The organism is Zhouia amylolytica (genome assembly GCF_900116365.1).
Classification (GTDB): domain Bacteria; phylum Bacteroidota; class Bacteroidia; order Flavobacteriales; family Flavobacteriaceae; genus Zhouia; species Zhouia amylolytica.
On sequence record NZ_FPAG01000001.1, the window covers coordinates 48,901 to 67,069 of the forward strand.

17 protein-coding genes are annotated in these 18,169 nt (G+C 37.7%); 13 read left to right on the top strand and 4 right to left on the bottom strand.

From position 1 onward, the window contains the following. Positions 1 to 13 precede the first annotated feature (13 nt). The 6 genes from lptE to BM361_RS00235 all read left to right on the top strand — a co-directional run bounded on the left by lptE (position 14) and on the right by BM361_RS00235 (position 5,236). Positions 14 to 505 (top strand): LPS assembly lipoprotein LptE, encoded by a 492-nt coding sequence (gene lptE / locus BM361_RS00210; protein ID WP_038268966.1) that lies wholly within the window; start codon positions 14 to 16, stop codon positions 503 to 505. Positions 506 to 508: 3 nt separating this feature from the next. Continuing rightward, entirely contained in the window at positions 509 to 1,327 is an 819-nt protein-coding gene (locus BM361_RS00215) for a hypothetical protein (protein ID WP_074976174.1), read from the top strand. A gap of 3 nt (positions 1,328 to 1,330) precedes the next feature. Then, positions 1,331 to 1,684 carry a preprotein translocase subunit SecG gene (secG, locus tag BM361_RS00220; protein ID WP_038268961.1) on the top strand — a complete coding sequence of 118 codons (354 nt, stop codon included), beginning with the start codon at positions 1,331 to 1,333 and terminating at the stop codon, positions 1,682 to 1,684. Positions 1,685 to 1,837: 153 nt separating this feature from the next. Next, positions 1,838 to 2,116 (top strand): co-chaperone GroES, encoded by a 279-nt coding sequence (locus BM361_RS00225; protein ID WP_074976176.1) that lies wholly within the window; start codon positions 1,838 to 1,840, stop codon positions 2,114 to 2,116. Between the two features lie 76 nt (positions 2,117 to 2,192). Beyond that, a complete protein-coding gene (gene groL, locus BM361_RS00230; RefSeq protein ID WP_038268957.1) occupies positions 2,193 to 3,824 on the top strand; it encodes a chaperonin GroEL in 1,632 nt (543 codons plus the stop codon). A 128-nt stretch (positions 3,825 to 3,952) separates the two neighbouring features. Continuing rightward, positions 3,953 to 5,236, top strand: coding sequence for a DoxX family protein (locus tag BM361_RS00235; protein WP_074976179.1), 1,284 nt, complete (start codon positions 3,953 to 3,955; stop codon positions 5,234 to 5,236). Positions 5,237 to 5,349: 113 nt separating this feature from the next. On the opposite strand, the gene BM361_RS00240 is transcribed toward BM361_RS00235, so the two are convergent. Both BM361_RS00240 and BM361_RS00245 read right to left on the bottom strand, forming a co-directional pair. Then, entirely contained in the window at positions 5,350 to 7,851 is a 2,502-nt protein-coding gene (locus tag BM361_RS00240; RefSeq protein ID WP_074976181.1) for a heavy metal translocating P-type ATPase, read from the bottom strand. 78 nt (positions 7,852 to 7,929) lie between these two features. Continuing rightward, positions 7,930 to 8,451 carry an AraC family transcriptional regulator gene (locus BM361_RS00245; protein ID WP_175496530.1) on the bottom strand — a complete coding sequence of 174 codons (522 nt, stop codon included), beginning with the start codon at positions 8,449 to 8,451 and terminating at the stop codon, positions 7,930 to 7,932. A gap of 136 nt (positions 8,452 to 8,587) precedes the next feature. Here BM361_RS00245 and BM361_RS00250 point away from each other — a divergent pair, with 136 nt between their 5' ends. From BM361_RS00250 to rodA, 7 genes are all read left to right on the top strand, one after another. Continuing rightward, positions 8,588 to 9,043, top strand: a complete 456-nt coding sequence (locus BM361_RS00250) for a GAF domain-containing protein (RefSeq protein WP_074976185.1) — start codon at positions 8,588 to 8,590, stop codon at positions 9,041 to 9,043. 81 nt (positions 9,044 to 9,124) lie between these two features. Next, a complete protein-coding gene (purH, locus tag BM361_RS00255; RefSeq protein WP_038268947.1) occupies positions 9,125 to 10,657 on the top strand; it encodes a bifunctional phosphoribosylaminoimidazolecarboxamide formyltransferase/IMP cyclohydrolase in 1,533 nt (510 codons plus the stop codon). A gap of 55 nt (positions 10,658 to 10,712) precedes the next feature. Beyond that, on the top strand, positions 10,713 to 11,741 hold the full coding sequence (locus BM361_RS00260; protein ID WP_038268945.1) for a rod shape-determining protein: 1,029 nt from the start codon (positions 10,713 to 10,715) through the stop codon (positions 11,739 to 11,741). Positions 11,742 to 11,750: 9 nt separating this feature from the next. Continuing rightward, on the top strand, positions 11,751 to 12,581 hold the full coding sequence (mreC, locus tag BM361_RS00265; RefSeq protein ID WP_074976186.1) for a rod shape-determining protein MreC: 831 nt from the start codon (positions 11,751 to 11,753) through the stop codon (positions 12,579 to 12,581). Then, complete coding sequence (locus BM361_RS00270) at positions 12,574 to 13,083, top strand: rod shape-determining protein MreD (protein WP_074976188.1); 510 nt, start codon at positions 12,574 to 12,576, stop codon at positions 13,081 to 13,083. Before mreC ends, BM361_RS00270 begins: the two co-directional genes overlap by 8 nt. Then, entirely contained in the window at positions 13,080 to 14,942 is a 1,863-nt protein-coding gene (gene mrdA, locus BM361_RS00275) for a penicillin-binding protein 2 (protein WP_074976189.1), read from the top strand. The genes BM361_RS00270 and mrdA overlap by 4 nt, the downstream gene beginning before the upstream one ends. Continuing rightward, complete coding sequence (rodA, locus tag BM361_RS00280; protein ID WP_038268935.1) at positions 14,939 to 16,222, top strand: rod shape-determining protein RodA; 1,284 nt, start codon at positions 14,939 to 14,941, stop codon at positions 16,220 to 16,222. Before mrdA ends, rodA begins: the two co-directional genes overlap by 4 nt. A gap of 4 nt (positions 16,223 to 16,226) precedes the next feature. On the opposite strand, the gene BM361_RS00285 is transcribed toward rodA, so the two are convergent. Together BM361_RS00285 and BM361_RS00290 are read right to left on the bottom strand one after the other, a co-directional pair. Continuing rightward, positions 16,227 to 17,060, bottom strand: a complete 834-nt coding sequence (locus BM361_RS00285) for a DNA/RNA non-specific endonuclease (RefSeq protein ID WP_074976191.1) — start codon at positions 17,058 to 17,060, stop codon at positions 16,227 to 16,229. Position 17,061: 1 nt separating this feature from the next. Next, positions 17,062 to 18,168 carry an ABC transporter permease gene (locus BM361_RS00290; protein ID WP_074976193.1) on the bottom strand — a complete coding sequence of 369 codons (1,107 nt, stop codon included), beginning with the start codon at positions 18,166 to 18,168 and terminating at the stop codon, positions 17,062 to 17,064. Between the last annotated feature and the right edge of the window lies 1 nt (position 18,169).

Sequence of the window (18,169 nt, forward strand, 5' to 3'; positions counted from 1 at the left end):
GAATTAAAACACTATGAAAAAACACATTTTCTATATATTACTTATTTTAAGTTTTCAGTCGTGCGGATTTTATTCTTTTACAGGAGTAAACACCACCGCCGAAACTTATCAGGTTAATTTCTTTCAAAACAATGCCCCCATTATTGAACCTGGATTGGATAGAGATTTCACTTTAGCCTTACAGGACCTCATCCTGAACCAGACAAATCTTGACCTTGTTAAGACAGGGGGTGACCTTGTATATGAAGGAGAAATTGTTGAATACCGAATATCCCCCATGAGTGCAACTGCCGAACAAACAGCTGCGCAAAACAGATTATCTATAGGTGTCATGGTTCGTTATTTTAACACCGACGATCCCGAGAAAGATTTTGAAAGACGCTTTTCCTTCTTTTATGATTTCCCAGCAACCACACAGGTACAAGCCATCAAAGAAGAAGCATATCAGGTAATATTTGAACGAATAACTCAAGATATTGTAAACGCAACACTAGCCGATTGGTAATTAATGAATGTTTCTGACTTCATACAGGTTTTACAGCATCCGGAAGAACTAAACACGGATCACTTTGCTGCACTGGAGAAAATCCTGGATGATTACCCCTATTTTCAATCTGCCAGAGCACTTTATTTAAAAGGCCTGAAAGACCAAGATAGCTTTAAGTACAATTCTGAGCTGAAAAAAACTGCAGCTTATACTACTGACAGGCGCATTCTTTTTGATTTCATAACCTCGGAAACCTTTCAACAAAATATTGTTGCCGAAAAACTTTTCACCCATGCTGTAAGCCAGATTGATGTTGCAGATCATGAAGAAATTAAGTTAAGAGACAATGAAACATTTGGTTTTAAAGAATCTGACGCTGATGCGGTATTAGACCCTGAATTGTTTAAGCCGAAAGACCCAACATCAAAAAAAAAACTAAAGATCGGTGAACCTTTAGATTTTAATGAAAATGAGAAGCATTCTTTTAACGAATGGTTGAAACTATCTTCGTATACTCCTATAGTAAGAGAGAAAACTTCAACCAAGAAAAAAAAGAATCCGCTCAAAAACAAACTCGACTTAATTGACAAGTTTATCGAGAACAACCCTAAGATAAGTCCTGTAAAAGAATTTGGGAATTCTGCGAACCTCGCCAAAGAAAATCAAGTCGAAAAAAGCGAGTTAATGACTGAAACTTTGGCAAGGGTTTACCTCGAACAAAAGAAGTACAAAAAAGCAATTCAAGCTTATAAAATTTTAAGTTTGAAATATCCGGAAAAAAGTGGTTTCTTTGCAGACCAAATTAATGCAATAAAAAAATTACAACAACAACATAATTAATTTATAATGACGTTTTCAATCTTTTTAGTGCTTATTATTATCGTAGCATTTTTGTTGGTACTAGTTATAATGGTACAAAACCCTAAAGGAGGAGGTTTATCATCAACATTCGGTGGTAACACACAAGTAGTTGGAGGTGTAAAAAAGACAGGGGATTTCCTGGATAAGAGTACCTGGACATTAGCTACTATTTTAATCGCTTTAATTTTATTATCCAACCTTTCATTACAATCAGGTCCGAATTCAGGATCTAAATTGTTAGAAGGACAAGAAATTGAAGCTCCTGCTCAGGATAATGCTCCAGCAGAAACTGAAACACCTGCTTCCAGTACAACGACAGATACTATAGCACAGTAAATAATAACCCTCTTTAGAGGTCAAAAATGCCAGTTTGTGTGACAAGCTGGCATTTTTTTATGCCGTATATGTCACTTTTTTGAATTGGCACAATTTCTGCCACATCTGAAACAGCAATTTGTAAAACATCTAAAAACATAAAAAGTTATCGATATGGCTAACTTAAACATTAAACCATTAGCTGATAGAGTTCTGATAGAGCCATTGGCTGCAGAAACCACTACTTCATCTGGAATCATTATTCCTGACACTGCTAAAGAAAAACCACAAAAAGGAACTGTTGTAGCAGTAGGTCCTGGTACTAAGGACGAGCCACTAACTGTGAAAGTTGGTGACAGCGTATTATATGGAAAATACGCCGGAACAGAATTAAAATTAGAAGGCAATGAGTATCTAATGATGCGCGAGAGCGATATTCTGGCGATCGTATAACCCTTTTTAGTTTTCGATTCATTCAATAAGTTAAAATCATAATACTACAAATAGTATTCACAAAAATTAAAATAAAATGGCAAAACAGATTCAATTTGATACCGAAGCCAGAGATGGCTTAAAAAGAGGTGTTGACGCATTGGCCAATGCCGTAAAAGTAACATTAGGACCAAAAGGAAGAAACGTAACAATTAGCAAATCATTCGGTGCTCCAACCGTAACCAAGGATGGTGTATCTGTTGCTAAAGAAATTGAGCTTGAAGATGCTTTAGAAGACATGGGAGCTCAAATGGTAAAAGAGGTTGCTTCCAAAACAAATGACCTGGCTGGTGATGGAACTACAACCGCAACTGTTTTAGCCCAGGCTATTGTAAAAGAAGGATTAAAGAATGTTGCTGCCGGGGCTAACCCAATGGACCTTAAAAGAGGCATAGATAAAGCTGTAGAAGTAATTGTTGCTGACCTTGAAAAACAAGCCAAGGAAGTAGGTGACAGTTCTGATAAAATTAAACAAGTTGCTGCCATTTCAGCGAACAACGATAATTCTATTGGAGAGTTGATCGCTACTGCTTTCAATAAAGTAGGAAAAGAAGGGGTTATTACTGTTGAAGAAGCGAAAGGTACCGACACTTATGTTGATGTTGTAGAAGGTATGCAATTCGACAGAGGGTATCTTTCTCCATACTTCGTTACGAATTCAGAGAAAATGATTACTGACCTGGAAAATCCTTACATCTTACTTTTCGATAAGAAAATCTCTGCTATGAAAGACCTTCTTCCTGTTTTGGAACCGGTTGCTCAAAGCGGAAAACCTTTATTGATTATTGCTGAAGATGTAGACGGAGAAGCTCTAGCAACTTTAGTGGTTAACAAACTTAGAGGCGCTCTTAAAATAGCAGCGGTTAAGGCTCCAGGGTTTGGGGACAGACGTAAAGCTATGTTAGAAGATATTGCTATCCTTACAGGTGGTACTGTTATCTCGGAAGAAAGAGGCTTCAACCTGGAGAATACAAGTATTGATATGCTTGGTACTGCTGAAAAAGTAACCATCGACAAAGACAATACTACCATTGTTAATGGTGCAGGTGAACACGATACTGTAACTGCGCGTGTAAACCAGATCAAAGCTCAAATTGAAACGACTACATCTGACTACGATAAAGAAAAACTTCAAGAACGTCTGGCTAAATTAGCTGGAGGGGTTGCTGTACTATATGTAGGTGCTGCTTCTGAAGTGGAGATGAAAGAGAAAAAAGACCGTGTAGACGATGCGCTTCACGCAACCAGAGCTGCAGTAGAAGAAGGTATCGTAGCTGGTGGTGGTGTTGCCTTGGTTAGAGCGAAGTCAGTTCTTGATGATATAAAAGCTGAAAACGACGATGAAGCAACGGGAGTTCAGATCGTAGCACGCGCTATCGAATCTCCTCTTAGAACTATAGTAGAAAACTCAGGTAAAGAGGGATCTGTTGTGGTAGCTAAAGTTTACGAAGGTAAAGATGATTTCGGGTATAATGCCAAAACTGACGAATATGTCAACATGTTAAAAGCAGGTATTATCGATCCTAAGAAAGTGACTCGTATCGCTTTAGAAAATGCAGCATCTGTTGCTGGAATGATTTTAACTACAGAGTGTGCATTAGTTGATATAAAAGAAGATAATCCTCCTGCAGGCCCTCCAATGGGTGGTGGTATGCCAGGAATGATGTAATAAAAAGACATCGCATAAATTTAAAAAGCCGTACAAATTTGTACGGCTTTTTTTATGTTAATTCTTACATAAGCAGAATTATTTTAGTTGAATTTTTAATACATTGTGCCATCATCAATCTTTTTATTATGGCTCAAACCACTACGTTCACTCCAAATTGGAGTTTTTCAAAGAAGCTTTATTTCAGACTTTCCTTTTGTTATCTTGCACTCTACATCATTCCGTTTCCATTAGGCAACCTGCCATTTTCTAACTATCCCTATATGGCTGTTTTCAATTTTTGGAAATGGATCACAACCCTGGTTGCAGAAAACATATTTCACATACAAAACTTCAAAATTCTTTTTAATGGCAGTGGCGACAAAACCTCTGATTATATAAAATTACTCTCTATTGCAGGCCTCGCCCTAATTATAACCTTTTTTTGGTCTATTCTTGATAGAAAACGTAATAACTACAACAAATTACTTCAGTTCTTCTTAGTAGCCTTAAGATATTACCTGGCTTATTATATGTTATCCTATGGGATGTCTAAGTTATTTACGAATCAATTTTCAAGTTTGTCGTTGTTTGACCTGGTTAAAACCTATGGTCAATCGTCCCCTATGGGACTCATGTGGAACTTCATGGAGTATTCTGACACCTATACCATATTTTCGGGGATAAGTGAAATTATCGGAGGGGTATTATTACTGTTTAGAAGAACCACCAAACTTGGGGCACTCATAACGTTTGGCGTCATGTTAAATGTTTTTCTAATGAACGTCAGTTATGATATTCCGGTAAAACTATTCTCTTTTCACCTGATGCTGATCGCTTTTTACATTCTTATTCCACATTTAAAAAGCCTCATAAACTATTTCCTGTTAAACAAACCTATACCACCTGTTCAATATGACAAATATTTCAACAAGAGACGATGGAACATCACAGCACTGATATTTAAAACCCTATTTATTTCCTACACGGTGGTTAAATTTTCTATCAAGCAGGTTGAGCGACAAAAACAATATGGAAAATTCGCTGCATTACCTGCACTCTATGGAATATACGAGGTCGAAAAGTTTACATACAACAATAATGAAAGACTGCCTTTAACAACGGACAGCATACGGTGGAAAAAACTAATTATCGACAAAAACTCTTCTCTTATAATCAATATGGATGATACTCCGAAAGGAGTTAGACATTTAGTTGATTCATCAAATTATGCATTAGAGCTAACCCCGTATAAAAAAGAAATGAATTACTATTACAAGTTTAAGTATTCCCAACAGGACAGCATTCTAAATCTAGAAGGAACCTACTATCAGGACACCTTAAAAATAAGGCTCATCAAACAAGACCACACACAATTTCCTCTTTTAAAGCGAGGGTTTAACTGGATAAACGAGTACCCATATAACAGATAGCCCCATAAAGAAGCTAAATCAAAAAAACAATGCGACAACCTGAGTTCAAATCAGGTTGTCAAAATATTTAACAATCCGCACGACAAGATTTTTGATACAGCCTCTTTTTCTCATTAATCAATACGCACTGCTTTTAACCTAAGCGCATTTGCAATTACTGATACCGAGCTAAAACTCATGGCCAAAGCGGCAATCATAGGAGACAGTAATAGTCCGAAAACAGGAAACAAAACTCCGGCCGCTATAGGCACCCCAATTGTATTATATATCAATGCGAAAAAAAGGTTTTGTTTAATATTCCTCATTACCTTATGACTCAGGTTAATTGCTTTCACGATTCCCTTCAAATCACCTTTGATTAAAGTCACCTCAGCGCTTTCGATAGCAACATCTGTTCCTGTACCCATAGCGATTCCAACATCTGCTTTAGCAAGGGCAGGAGCATCATTAATACCATCACCGGCCACTGCTACTTTTTTCCCTTCCTCCTGTAGCCTCTCTACCTCTTTCAATTTATCTTCAGGTAAGCATTCGGCTTTAAAACCAGACAAACCAAGCTCCTCTGCCACGGCTTGGGCTGTATTTTCATTATCACCCGTAAGCATAATAACCTCAACTCCTTCTTCCTTCAGGCGATCAATCGCTTCACTACTCGTTTTCTTTATCGCATCAGATAATACTACGAAACCTACTAATTGTGAATCAACAAACAACATTGATACAGTTTTTCCCTTCGATTGATATTCTGAAATAGCGTTCTCAACATCTTCCCCAACCTTAACATTAAAATCTTTAAGAAGTGAAAAATTACCAAGCCCCACCTTCTGATCATTATAAATACCAATCACACCTTTTCCAGTTACCGATTCAAAATCATCCACCTCACCAACATTTACCTTATTTTCTTTTGCATAAGCAACTGTTGCGGCACCCAGAGGGTGCTCACTATGACTATTCAAGGAAGCAATGATCTCGGTAACCCGTTCTTCAGAATAAGCATCTCTTACACCTCGTATAGTTTCTACCGACGGCTTCCCTTCAGTTATTGTTCCGGTTTTATCTATTATTAGCGTATCAATTTTACTCAATTTCTGGAGAGCTTCCGCATTTTTAATAAGGACCCCTGAGGTTGCTCCTTTACCAACACCTACCATAACAGACATTGGCGTTGCAAGACCTAAAGCACAGGGGCAGGCAATAATTAATACGGCAATTGCATTCACAAAGGCATAAACCATTGAAGGCTCCGGACCAAATATTTTCCAAATGACAAAAGTAATTATTGCAATCAACACCACGATTGGTACAAAGTAAGCAGATATCTTATCAGCGAGCTTTTGTACAGGCGACCTTGACCTGCTTGCATTATTAACCATTGCTATAATTTGTGACAACAAAGTTTCACTTCCTACTTTTTCGGCTTTCATTAAGAAGGATGTTTTACCATTAATGGTGCCGGAGCTGACCTGATCATTTTCTGACTTATCAACCGGAACCGGTTCTCCGGTAATCGCAGACTCGTCTATGAATGCATTGCCCTTAACAATAACCCCATCAACCGGAACCTTATCTCCGGGTTTAACTTTTAAAACATCTCCAACTTTAATAGCGTTGATAGAAACTGTTTCTTCATTTCCGTCAACAACCCTAATGGCAGTATTCGGAGCAAGCTTCATCAATTCTTTGATAGCAGCATTGGTTTTACTATGCGCCCGAGCTTCTAACAGCTGACCTAACAACACCAAGGTTAGTATAACCGTCGCTGCTTCAAAATACAAATGTACAGTACCAGCTTCTGTTTTAAACTGGTCTGGAAAAACACCAGGAAACAGCAATCCAAAAAAACTAAAAACCCATGCTGCTCCTGCCCCAATCCCTATCAGTGTAAACATGTTTAAATTCCATGTTTTTATAGATTTATAAGCCCTTTCAAAAAACATCCATGTCGCATAAAAAACTACTGGCAGCGACAAGCCAAATTGGATCCAATTCCAATACTTTAGCGATAAAACATTGTATAAAGGATTGTTATGAAGCATGTCAGACATTGCTATAATAAAAATAGGCAATGTGAATATCACTGCAACTTTAAACTTAGCTAGCAACTTTTTATAGGTTTTCACCTCTGCACTTTCCTCTGCCTCTTTGGGAACAAGCTCCATTCCACATATAGGACAACTTCCAGGCTCGTCTTTCTCTATCTCAGGATGCATTGGACATGTATAAATGGTTGTGGCCGAAATCGCAGGCTGTTCAACCAGGTCCATTCCACATACAGGACAATCGCCGGGCTCGTGGTATGTTTTATCACCTTCGCAATGCATTGGACAATAAAAAACTCCATTCCCCTGCCCCTTCTTACTTGACTGATCATGAGCTACTTTATGTTTTTTCGCCTCTTCTTCACTCAAATGTATACGATACTTTTCACCTGCTTTTCGAATACCCTTCTGAAGTTTTTCAATGGACAAATGCTTATCCATTTCAATTTCAGCTTCCTCTTTCTCAAGATCGACTGCAGCCCTTATAACTCCTTCAGTTGAGTTTAAGGCTTCCTCAACATGTGTCCGGCATCCATTACAGGTCATCCCTGTTATTTTATATGTATGTTTCATCGAAAAACTTTTAATATGATAATATGAACTAAGGTACCAGATGATTCGGCATTCGTATTTTAAAATTTTAGAATATTCTTATACAATTTTGTCTATTGGATTTCTTTGAAAATCAGCATCGTTTTTATAATCAGAAAGACTTTTCCCCACCTCTTTTTTAAACTGTGCGGATAAGTGACTTAGGTTACTATACCCAAGTTCATAGGCTATTTCTGAGAAATTAAGTTTTCCTTCCTGAATAAGCTGTTTGGTACGCTCTACTTTTAACCTGATAAGATACTTTTCTATGGTAAGGTTATTTTTTTTTGAAAAAAATCTACTAATAGCAATATAATCTGAGTGTAAGTTGTGAGCTAAAAAATCAGACACATTGAACTTTTTAAACCACTGTCCATTTACATACTCTAACAGCAAGACCTTTATCTCCTCATTATGGGCCTCCTCCTTATCCAAAATCAATTCAAATCCATGTTCTTGAAGTGTTTTTTCCAAATCTAATTTATCCTCTTCGGATATATAATTGCTTTTAACTTCAACAGACCCCAAACTAATTTGCATCACATCAAACCCTAACTGTTCAAAATCATCTTTCACTACCATAATGCAGCGATCACACACCATATTTTTTACTAGAAAATTCACGAAATTTACCTGCTATTTTTTTAACAAATTTTACCTAATCAATGTAACGTTATCCACATCATTTTAAATACATTTGTACCCTAATATTACGATAATGACTTTTGACGTTTTAAAACCACAAGTTACTAATATACTTTCAGACTCAGGCAAATCTGTTGATGAACGACTCACTGAAGTTTGTTCCCTATTACGTAATAGTATTGACTATTACGACTGGGTAGGCTTCTATTTCAAAAACGGTGATAAAGAAGAGCTGAAGTTAGGCCCATATGCAGGCGATCCAACGGATCATACCATTATTCCATTCGGAAAAGGTATTTGCGGGCAGGTAGCTGTATCCAACCAGAATTTTGTGGTACCCGATGTAAAAGCGCAAAACAACTATATTGCATGTAGTATTCATGTGAAAGCTGAAATCGTAATTCCACTTTTTGTCAACAATGAAAACATCGGGCAAATAGACATTGACTCCCACACAGCCGATCCCTTTTCCGCACAAGATGAAGAGTTTTTACAGTTTGTTAACCAAAGCGTCGCTGGAATACTTTAATTTTCCTGTTTTTTTCTAATATGCATTGCGCTGTTTTGCAGCAAAAAAACTACTTTTGCACCCATACAAAACAACGCAACAATGAATGGTATAAAATCGGCAAAATCTGCTTTAATTTCGGTATTCAGTAAAGAGGGCTTAGAACCTATTGTACAAAAACTTAACGAGCTTGGAGTTACCATCTACTCAACTGGTGGTACAGAAAAGTTTATTAAAGATTTAGGAATAGATGTTGTTCCTGTTGAAGACGTTACGAGTTACCCTTCTATTTTAGGTGGTCGTGTTAAAACTTTGCACCCTAAAGTTTTTGGTGGAATTCTAAACCGTCAGGACAATGAAAGTGATGTGACTGAATTACAGAAATTTGAGATTCCGCAAATTGACATTGTTATTGTCGATCTATATCCATTTGAAAAAACTGTAGCCAGTGGAGCCTCTGAACAGGACATCATTGAGAAAATAGACATTGGAGGTATCTCACTTATTCGTGCAGCAGCAAAAAACTTTAAAGATGTTACCTGTGTTGCTTCCGTAGAAGACTATGCTGAGTTCCTGGAAGTAATTACAGAAGGAGAAGGAAAAACTTCAATTGAGCAAAGAAAACGTTTTGCTACTAAAGCATTCAACGTTTCTTCTCATTACGACTCTGCTATTTTCAACTATTTTAATCAAGATCAGGATATTCCTGCCTTAAAAGTGAGCGAAAATAAAGCACAGGTTTTACGTTACGGTGAAAACCCACATCAAAAAGGATATTTTTACGGAGACATGGAAGCTATTTTTGATAAGCTCCATGGAAAAGAATTATCATACAACAACCTACTCGATGTTGACGCGGCTGTAAACTTAATGAATGAGTTTAAAAACGACGCACCAACCTTTGCTATATTAAAGCATAATAACGCTTGTGGTGTTGCGACAAGAAACACGATTAAAGAAGCATATGTAGATGCCTTAGCCGGCGATCCGGTTTCTGCCTTTGGCGGTATATTAATTGCCAACACTGAAATAGATAAAGAAACTGCTGATGAAATTCACAAATTATTTTGTGAAGTTGTCATTGCTCCTTCATATACTGATGATGCCGTAGCGATTTTAAAAGGCAAAAAGAACAGAATCATTCTTGTTCAAAAAGAAACTGAATTACCAACAACTAATTTAAGAACATGCTTAAATGGAGTTTTGGTGCAGGATAAAGACCTAAAAACAGATCAAAAAGAGGATTTAACGCAAGTGACCAACAATAAACCTTCAGAAAATGAGTTAGAAGACTTATTGTTTGCCTCTAAAATCTGTAAACACACTAAATCTAACACTATTGTACTTGCTAAGAACAAACAACTTTGTGCTAGTGGTACTGGACAAACAAGTAGAGTTGATGCGCTAAGACAAGCTATCGAAAAAGCAAGTTCATTTGAATTTGACTTAAAAGGAGCTGCTATGGCGAGCGACGCTTTTTTTCCATTCCCAGATTGTGTTGAAATAGCAGATAAGGCTGGAATTACTACGGTAATTCAACCTGGCGGTTCTATTAAAGACCAATTAAGCATTGATTATTGTAATGAAAATAATCTTGCTATGGTATTTACAGGAACACGTCATTTTAAGCATTAATTTGTTACATTTGATAAAATAGCATTTAACAAACAACTTAACCTGAACACAATACATGGGATTTTTTGATTTCTTAACCGAAGAAATTGCCATTGACTTAGGAACTGCAAACACATTGATCATTCATAATGACAAGGTGGTTGTAGACAGCCCTTCCATAGTTGCAAGAGATAGGATTTCCGGCAAAATCATCGCAGTTGGTAAACAAGCCAATATGATGCAGGGAAAAACACATGAGAACATAAAAACAATTCGTCCTCTTAAGGATGGGGTAATTGCAGATTTTGATGCTTCAGAAAAAATGATCAATATGTTCATTAAAAGCATTCCTGCATTAAAAAAACGAATGTTCCAGCCTGCATTAAAAATGGTCATATGTATCCCATCAGGAATTACTGAAGTTGAAATGCGTGCGGTTAAAGAATCTGCCGAGCGTGTTAATGGCAAAGAAGTTTATCTAATTCACGAACCCATGGCTGCAGCCATCGGTATTGGTCTTGACATCATGCAACCAAAAGGAAACATGATAGTCGATATAGGAGGAGGAACAACAGAGATTGCTGTCATCGCTTTAGGCGGAATTGTTTGTGATAAATCGGTTAAGATTGCAGGTGATGTATTCAACAATGACATCATCTACTATATGCGAACACAACACAACCTATATGTAGGTGAAACTACTGCGGAAAATATTAAAATTGCCATTGGAGCAGCAACAGAAGATCTCGAGGTCCCACCAGATGATCTAAGTGTACAAGGACGTGACCTTCTTACCGGTAAACCGAAACAAGTTCAGGTTTCATATCGAGAAATCGCAAAAGCTTTAGATAAATCGATATTAAGAATTGAGGATGCTGTTATGGAAACCTTATCTCAAACCCCTCCCGAACTAGCTGCAGATATCTATAACACAGGTATTTACCTTGCTGGTGGTGGATCTATGTTAAGAGGATTAGACAAAAGGATATCCCAAAAGACAGATTTGCCCGTATATATAGCTGAAGATCCTCTGAGAGCTGTTGTACGTGGTACCGGAATCGCACTTAAGAACTTAGATAAATACAAGCCTATACTGATAAAATAGAGATAGAGAATGCAGCAGATTATTAATTTTTTTATAAGGAACAAAACGTTCTTCCTATATCTGTTGCTCCTATCAATATCATTAGGATTCACGTTTCAATCGCATTCCTATCATAAAAGTAAATTCATAAATTCCGCCAACTGGTTATCTGGTGGAATTTATGAATCTATGAATGGTATTGGTGACTTCTTTGAGCTTAAGAAGTACAATCGACAATTGGTAGAAGAAAACCAGCGCCTTAGGTCTTTACTCATCAATAATAAGCTTATTTCCCATACCGATGACACCCTAATGAGCGATACTACTTCCAATAGACAGTATAAAGTAATTCCTGCAGAGGTTATTAAAAACAGTTTTGATTTAAGAAAAAATTACCTCACTATTAACAAAGGTGAGCATGATAGCATACGCCAAGATATGGGTGTCATATCATCCAAGGGGATTGTCGGCATTATCGAAAACACCTCAGGCAACTATTCCACGGTTCAGTCGGTATTAAACACCATCTCAGAGATTAACGCACAGTTAAAAAACTCCAATCACTTTGGCACCCTGGAATGGGACGGAAAAAATCAAAAAACCGTACAGTTGGTTGATATATCCAGAGTAGCCCCGGTGAAAGTAGGAGACACCGTGATAACAGGAGGCATGTCTGCCATATTTCCTAAAGGAATCCTTATCGGTTCGGTTAGTGAAGTTAACCCTGATGTTTCCGGAAACTATTTCATTATAGAAATCGATTTGTTTAATGACATGACGAGTCTGGGACATGTGTATGTTATAAATAATGAACATAAAAAAGAGATTAAACAATTAGAAAGCGAAACCATAAATGAATAACGACTTAATTAAGATCATTGTACGCTTTTTTATATTGGTGCTAGCCCAGGTTTTGGTTTTTAACCACATTAATTTATTTGGTTATATCAATCCTTATGTTTATACCCTTTTTATCCTTCTGTTTCCTGTTAAAAAGGAATCCAGAATGCTGTTTATCTTTCTATCCTTTCTAATTGGCGTTTCTATAGATTTATTTTCAGACAGTGGTGGAGTACATGCCGTAGCCAGTGTTACTATCGCCTATATCCGCCCGGTAGTGTTAAGATGGGTATTCAGAAATGCATACGAGTACCAAACTTTAAAGATTGCAGCTACTTCGTTAGGCCAAAGATCTTTATATATAATACTTTTAATTTTAACACATCATTTAATCCTTTTTTGCCTGGAGATTTTTAGCTTTACAGATATACCTTTTATTCTCAAGAAGACATTATTTACCTCCATCTTTACATCATGCCTGTGCATTTTGTTTATGGTTTTATTTAGCAGAAAGAAACGATGAGAAAATTACTTTTAGCAGCTATTATCATTATTATTGCTATAGTATATATAGGCAGATTGTCATACCTGCAACTTATCGATAGTTCCAATAAAAATCCACTTGAAGACACCGCCATCAAAGCGGTTTACGATTATCCGGAGCGGGGTTATATCTATGATAGAAATGGCGACCTTCTTGTTTCCAATCAACCAGCTTATGACATTATGGTTATACCTAAGGATGTAAAGCCTTTAGACACCTTAGAGTTTTGTAATTTATTAAATATTACCAAGGAGGATTTTATTAAAAAATACAATAAAGCTCGTGTATATTCACCACGACTACCTTCCGTTTTTGTCCCCCAGCTGTCAAAAAGCGAATATGCCACCCTACAAGAGAAAATGAGAAAATATGAAGGTTTTTATATACAAAAACGTTCATTAAGACATTATCAAACATCTTCCGGGGCGAATGTTTTGGGGTACATTAGTGAGGTGAATGAATATGAATTAAAAAGCAATCCATACTATCAGGCAGGTGAACTCATAGGCAGAAATGGTGTTGAAAAGGTTTACGAAGAGACCCTCAGAGGAAGAAAAGGTGTTAAATTCATTCAAAAGGACCGATTTAACAGGGACCTGGGGCCATACAAAGATGGTTTATATGACACGCTGCCCGTTCAGGGTAAAGATATAACTATCACCATTGACAAAACCCTTCAAGCCTATGGTGAGCAACTTATGATAAATAAAAGAGGGGGCATTGTTGCTATTGAACCAAAAACAGGAGAAATCTTAGCAATGATTTCGGCACCATCTTATGATCCGGCTTTACTTGTAGGAAGGGAACGTTCTAAAAATTACAGCAGGCTATATTTAGATTCCATTGCCAACCCTTTATACGACAGAAGTATCTTAGCCGAATACCCTCCGGGATCTCCATTTAAAATTCTTAATGGTCTGATCGGACTGGAAGAGGGTGTAATTGACGAACACACTACCATCAGATGTTACCACGGATATCGATACGGACGTAACAGGTTTATGGCCTGTCATTGCGTAAGCGGCACTCTAAACGAATTGCAATCGGCCACCTATCGATCTTGTAATGCTTATTTTGCGGATGCTTATAAAAAGATTATTGAGAAGTACCCAACTCCTGAGGAGGGGCTTCAGGCCTGGACGAATCATGCTAAGAGCTTTGGCTTAGGTAATTATTTAGGTAATGATCTGTCAACAGGTCGTGCCGGACGAGTTCCTGACAGTTTAACTTATAACAGAGCATATCCTGATTTTCAATGGCGGGCTGAAACAACCATTTCAAATGGTATTGGACAAGGGGAAATATTAACAACCCCAATTCAGTTAGCTAATATGACTGCAGCTATTGCCAACAGAGGATATTACTATACTCCTCATATCATCAAAAACATTGAGGGAACCCCGATCGACGAGAAGTTTACAACCCCCAACCAAACCACCATCTCTAAACGTCATTTCGATGACGTGGTTTTAGGCATGTGGGATGTATACAAGCGTGGTACTGCCCGTTTTGTACAGGTTGACAGTATAAACATAGCAGGTAAAACCGGAACTGCAGAAAACTTCACAAAGATTGACGGTAAACGGCAGCAATTGACTGACCACTCTATTTTCATTGCCTTTGCTCCTGTAGAAAATCCGAAAATAGCCCTGGCTGTATTTGTTGAAAATGGATATTGGGGATCGCGCTATGCTGCACCTATCGCTTCGTTAATGGTTGAAAAATACTTACGCGGTAAGATAACGCGTACCGATTTAGAAAAAAGAATGTTAGAAGGAAGCTTAGCTGATGAGTATGCAAAACCTCTAAGTGGTGAACCATTTGAAATTAATCAATGAGAAACAGAGTAATTCAACAAATAGACTGGCTATCTATACTATTATATTTTGCCTTGGTTTTTATTGGGTGGTTGAACATCTACTCCACAACCATGACTGATGAAAATCCAACTATATTCAATTTCGATCAACCCTATGGCAGGCAGCTTATTTTTATAGGGCTCAGTGTATTATTAATCATTTTTGTTCTGGCCATAGAAACAAAGTTTTATGCCAGATTCTCGAGCGTCATATATCTTATCTCACTGGCCTCATTACTGGGATTATTCGTTTTTGGTAAAAACATTAACGGAGCTACATCGTGGTATAACTTTGGTAGTTTTGGTTTGCAACCATCAGAGTTTGCCAAAGCGGCGACAGCATTAGCCTTGGCAAAGTTTCTTAGCGATATTCAAACGAACATCAATGACTTCAAAGATCAATTGCGTGCCTTTTTAATCATTATCCTTCCACCACTGTTCATTATACCTCAACCAGACCCGGGTAGTGCCCTGGTATATACCAGTTTCTTTTTTGTCCTTTACCGTGAAGGTTTACCTAGTTACTATCTACTGGTAGGACTAACAGCTGTGATTTTATTTGTAAGCACCTTATTATTTGGCGCCATATGGGTAATCGCCGGATTGCTTATTCTGGCAACTATTTTCGTATTATACCGCAAAAGAAAGAAAATCAGAATACCTGTATTCAAAATGCTGGTAATGACCACTACCGCCATTTTATTTTGTCTGTCGGTGCGCTATGTATTTGAAAATGTTTTTGAGCAACGTCACCGCGATCGATTTAACCTCTGGCTACGATTAGAACATGACCCAAGCAAATTAAATGAAATAAGAAAAACGATTGGCTATAATACATACCAATCTGAGTCGGCCATTGGATCCGGAGGATTAACAGGAAAGGGGTTTCTTGAAGGCACAAGAACCAAGGGTAATTTTGTGCCAGAACAGCATACTGATTATATTTTTAGTACTGTAGGGGAAGAATGGGGCTTTCTGGGCAGCGCAGGAGTTATTATTCTATTCTCATTATTAATTCTCAGGATATTATTTCTGGCGGAGCGGCAACGATCTCAATTCAGCCGCATCTATGGCTATAGTGTGGCATCAATCCTCTTATTTCACTTTGCCATTAATATTGGTATGGTGATCGGATTGCTTCCAACCATTGGTATTCCTTTACCGTTTTTTAGTTATGGTGGTTCCGGGCTTTGGGGCTTTACTATTCTACTTTTTATTTTTATCAGACTGGATGCCAACCGCAGAGATGACTGGATGTAATTGATTAATCAAACCAAGGTTGTTTTTTTAATTCACTTTCTAATTTGAATTCGACCTCATCTTTAAGCCTGTAAAAAAAGTCAATTCCTGTCAATGACTCCAAGGTATCAACGGGAACTATAAAAGTATCTAACGGTGCCTCTGATGCCTCATGTGGTATAAGAAAAGTAATTACCTCATAGCCAACATCAGATTGCTTAAAAACAATCTTGTAAAATTGTTCAGGAACCGAAACCTTTTCACTACCGATAGTAGCTAAGCCATCCGTAAGTACCGCACCGGTAATCACCAGGAGATTGCCGTGCTTTTCTGCCCAATAACGCACTTGTTGTTCGAGACGGTTCCAGACACCACTGTTAAACTGATGATTTTGCGGACTTATATTGCTGGTTAAAAAAGTTTCCTCATAAGCAGCAATTGAAAATCGTCGATCACCGGCAGGACATAAATGGCCACGATCGTAACCTGAGTTTTTAAAATTCTGCCAATGAGCGGAACCGGTACCCACCTCAGAATCCATTTCAAAATAAGGACGTTTTCGATCATCGTTAGTCAGATGCTCCTTCTTTAGCTCATATGCCACCCATTCTGATTGCTCATGATCTTCATTATAGGACAAGCTGTAAAAATTATGATGAATGATTGTATTCGTTGTTGTGGAAGGCAAAAAGTCCCTGAAGCTCTCAGGGGATGAGATATCTCCGGAGTCTATTATAAATTCATTATTACTGTTTTTTTCAGATACAGCACTTGCATTAGCGTCATAATATTTTTCAAACAAGAAGAAACCAATCATAACTAAGGCAAGCAGCACCCTGTACATATATTTTTTTCGCATACTAATTCTTTACATCCATGGCATCTCTTAATGCATTGCCTACAAGCATGAAAGCCATTACTAAAATCATAATTGCCAAACCGGGTACAATTGCAAGATATGGTTTTCCTAAAATAATGTAGTTATAATGATCTTTTATCATGGCGCCCCAGCTAGGCGTAGGCGGTTGCGCACCGATTCCGAGAAAACTCAACCCGCTTTCAATTAGAATTGCTGCAGCAAAGTTAGCTGCCGAAATTACAATAATAGGAGCCATAATATTAGGAATAATATGATGAAAAATTATACGATGACTTTTAAACCCTAAGGCTCTGGCCGCCGTCACATATTGCATTTCCTTCACCCCCATTATTTGACCTCTCACAACCCTGGCAACCTCTACCCACATCGTAAGACCTACGGCTATAAAAACCTGCCAAAATCCTTTGCCTAAAGCTAAAGTAATCGCAATTACCAATAACAGTGTAGGAATGGACCATGTAATATTGATAATCCACATAATAAAGGCATCAACTTTACCACCGAAATAACCGGCGACAGCCCCCATGAACATCCCAATTACCAATGAAATGATCACAGCGACAAATCCTATAGAAAAAGATATTCTTGCGCCTACCAACAATCTACTGAGAAGATCCCTTCCATACTTATCAGTACCTAATAAAAACTTCTTTTCCTTAATATATTGATCTGTGATATTTCCGGCATCGCTATTATTTGGGAAATTCGACAATACCACCTTCTTTTCTATCCCACTCTCCCCTTCTTCGCTGTAAGGAGTATAAATAAGCGCATCCTCCTCAAAACGGAATGAGCGTATAGGTATTTCAGTATCGGAATTTTTAACACCAAATAACATTTTATCTAACGCTGATTGTTGACTCTGACTACCGGGAATCGTAAGCATGGTTACCTTAAAGCCAGGTTTTTTAGAGTGGATTGATAAATGCATTTGATTTGCATTTGTCGATTTATCAGGAGCCAACACATAGGCTAATAATGCAACCACTCCACAGAGTATAATAATCCAGAAACTTAAAACGCCCCAAAAGTTCCTTTTGAACTTTTGGAGCGCAATATGAGTTAATGAGTTTGAACTTACGCTCATA

Coding starts and splice junctions, on each gene's coding strand:
- lptE (WP_038268966.1), top strand. CDS start 14: ATGAAAAAACACATTTTCTATATATTACTTATTTTAAGTTTTCAGTCG.
- BM361_RS00215 (WP_074976174.1), top strand. CDS start 509: ATGAATGTTTCTGACTTCATACAGGTTTTACAGCATCCGGAAGAACTA.
- BM361_RS00225 (WP_074976176.1), top strand. CDS start 1,838: ATGGCTAACTTAAACATTAAACCATTAGCTGATAGAGTTCTGATAGAG.
- groL (WP_038268957.1), top strand. CDS start 2,193: ATGGCAAAACAGATTCAATTTGATACCGAAGCCAGAGATGGCTTAAAA.
- BM361_RS00235 (WP_074976179.1), top strand. CDS start 3,953: ATGGCTCAAACCACTACGTTCACTCCAAATTGGAGTTTTTCAAAGAAG.
- BM361_RS00240 (WP_074976181.1), bottom strand. CDS start 7,851: ATGAAACATACATATAAAATAACAGGGATGACCTGTAATGGATGCCGG.
- BM361_RS00245 (WP_175496530.1), bottom strand. CDS start 8,451: ATGGTAGTGAAAGATGATTTTGAACAGTTAGGGTTTGATGTGATGCAA.
- BM361_RS00250 (WP_074976185.1), top strand. CDS start 8,588: ATGACTTTTGACGTTTTAAAACCACAAGTTACTAATATACTTTCAGAC.
- purH (WP_038268947.1), top strand. CDS start 9,125: ATGAATGGTATAAAATCGGCAAAATCTGCTTTAATTTCGGTATTCAGT.
- BM361_RS00260 (WP_038268945.1), top strand. CDS start 10,713: ATGGGATTTTTTGATTTCTTAACCGAAGAAATTGCCATTGACTTAGGA.
- mreC (WP_074976186.1), top strand. CDS start 11,751: ATGCAGCAGATTATTAATTTTTTTATAAGGAACAAAACGTTCTTCCTA.
- BM361_RS00270 (WP_074976188.1), top strand. CDS start 12,574: ATGAATAACGACTTAATTAAGATCATTGTACGCTTTTTTATATTGGTG.
- mrdA (WP_074976189.1), top strand. CDS start 13,080: ATGAGAAAATTACTTTTAGCAGCTATTATCATTATTATTGCTATAGTA.
- rodA (WP_038268935.1), top strand. CDS start 14,939: ATGAGAAACAGAGTAATTCAACAAATAGACTGGCTATCTATACTATTA.
- BM361_RS00285 (WP_074976191.1), bottom strand. CDS start 17,060: ATGCGAAAAAAATATATGTACAGGGTGCTGCTTGCCTTAGTTATGATT.
- BM361_RS00290 (WP_074976193.1), bottom strand. CDS start 18,168: ATGAGCGTAAGTTCAAACTCATTAACTCATATTGCGCTCCAAAAGTTC.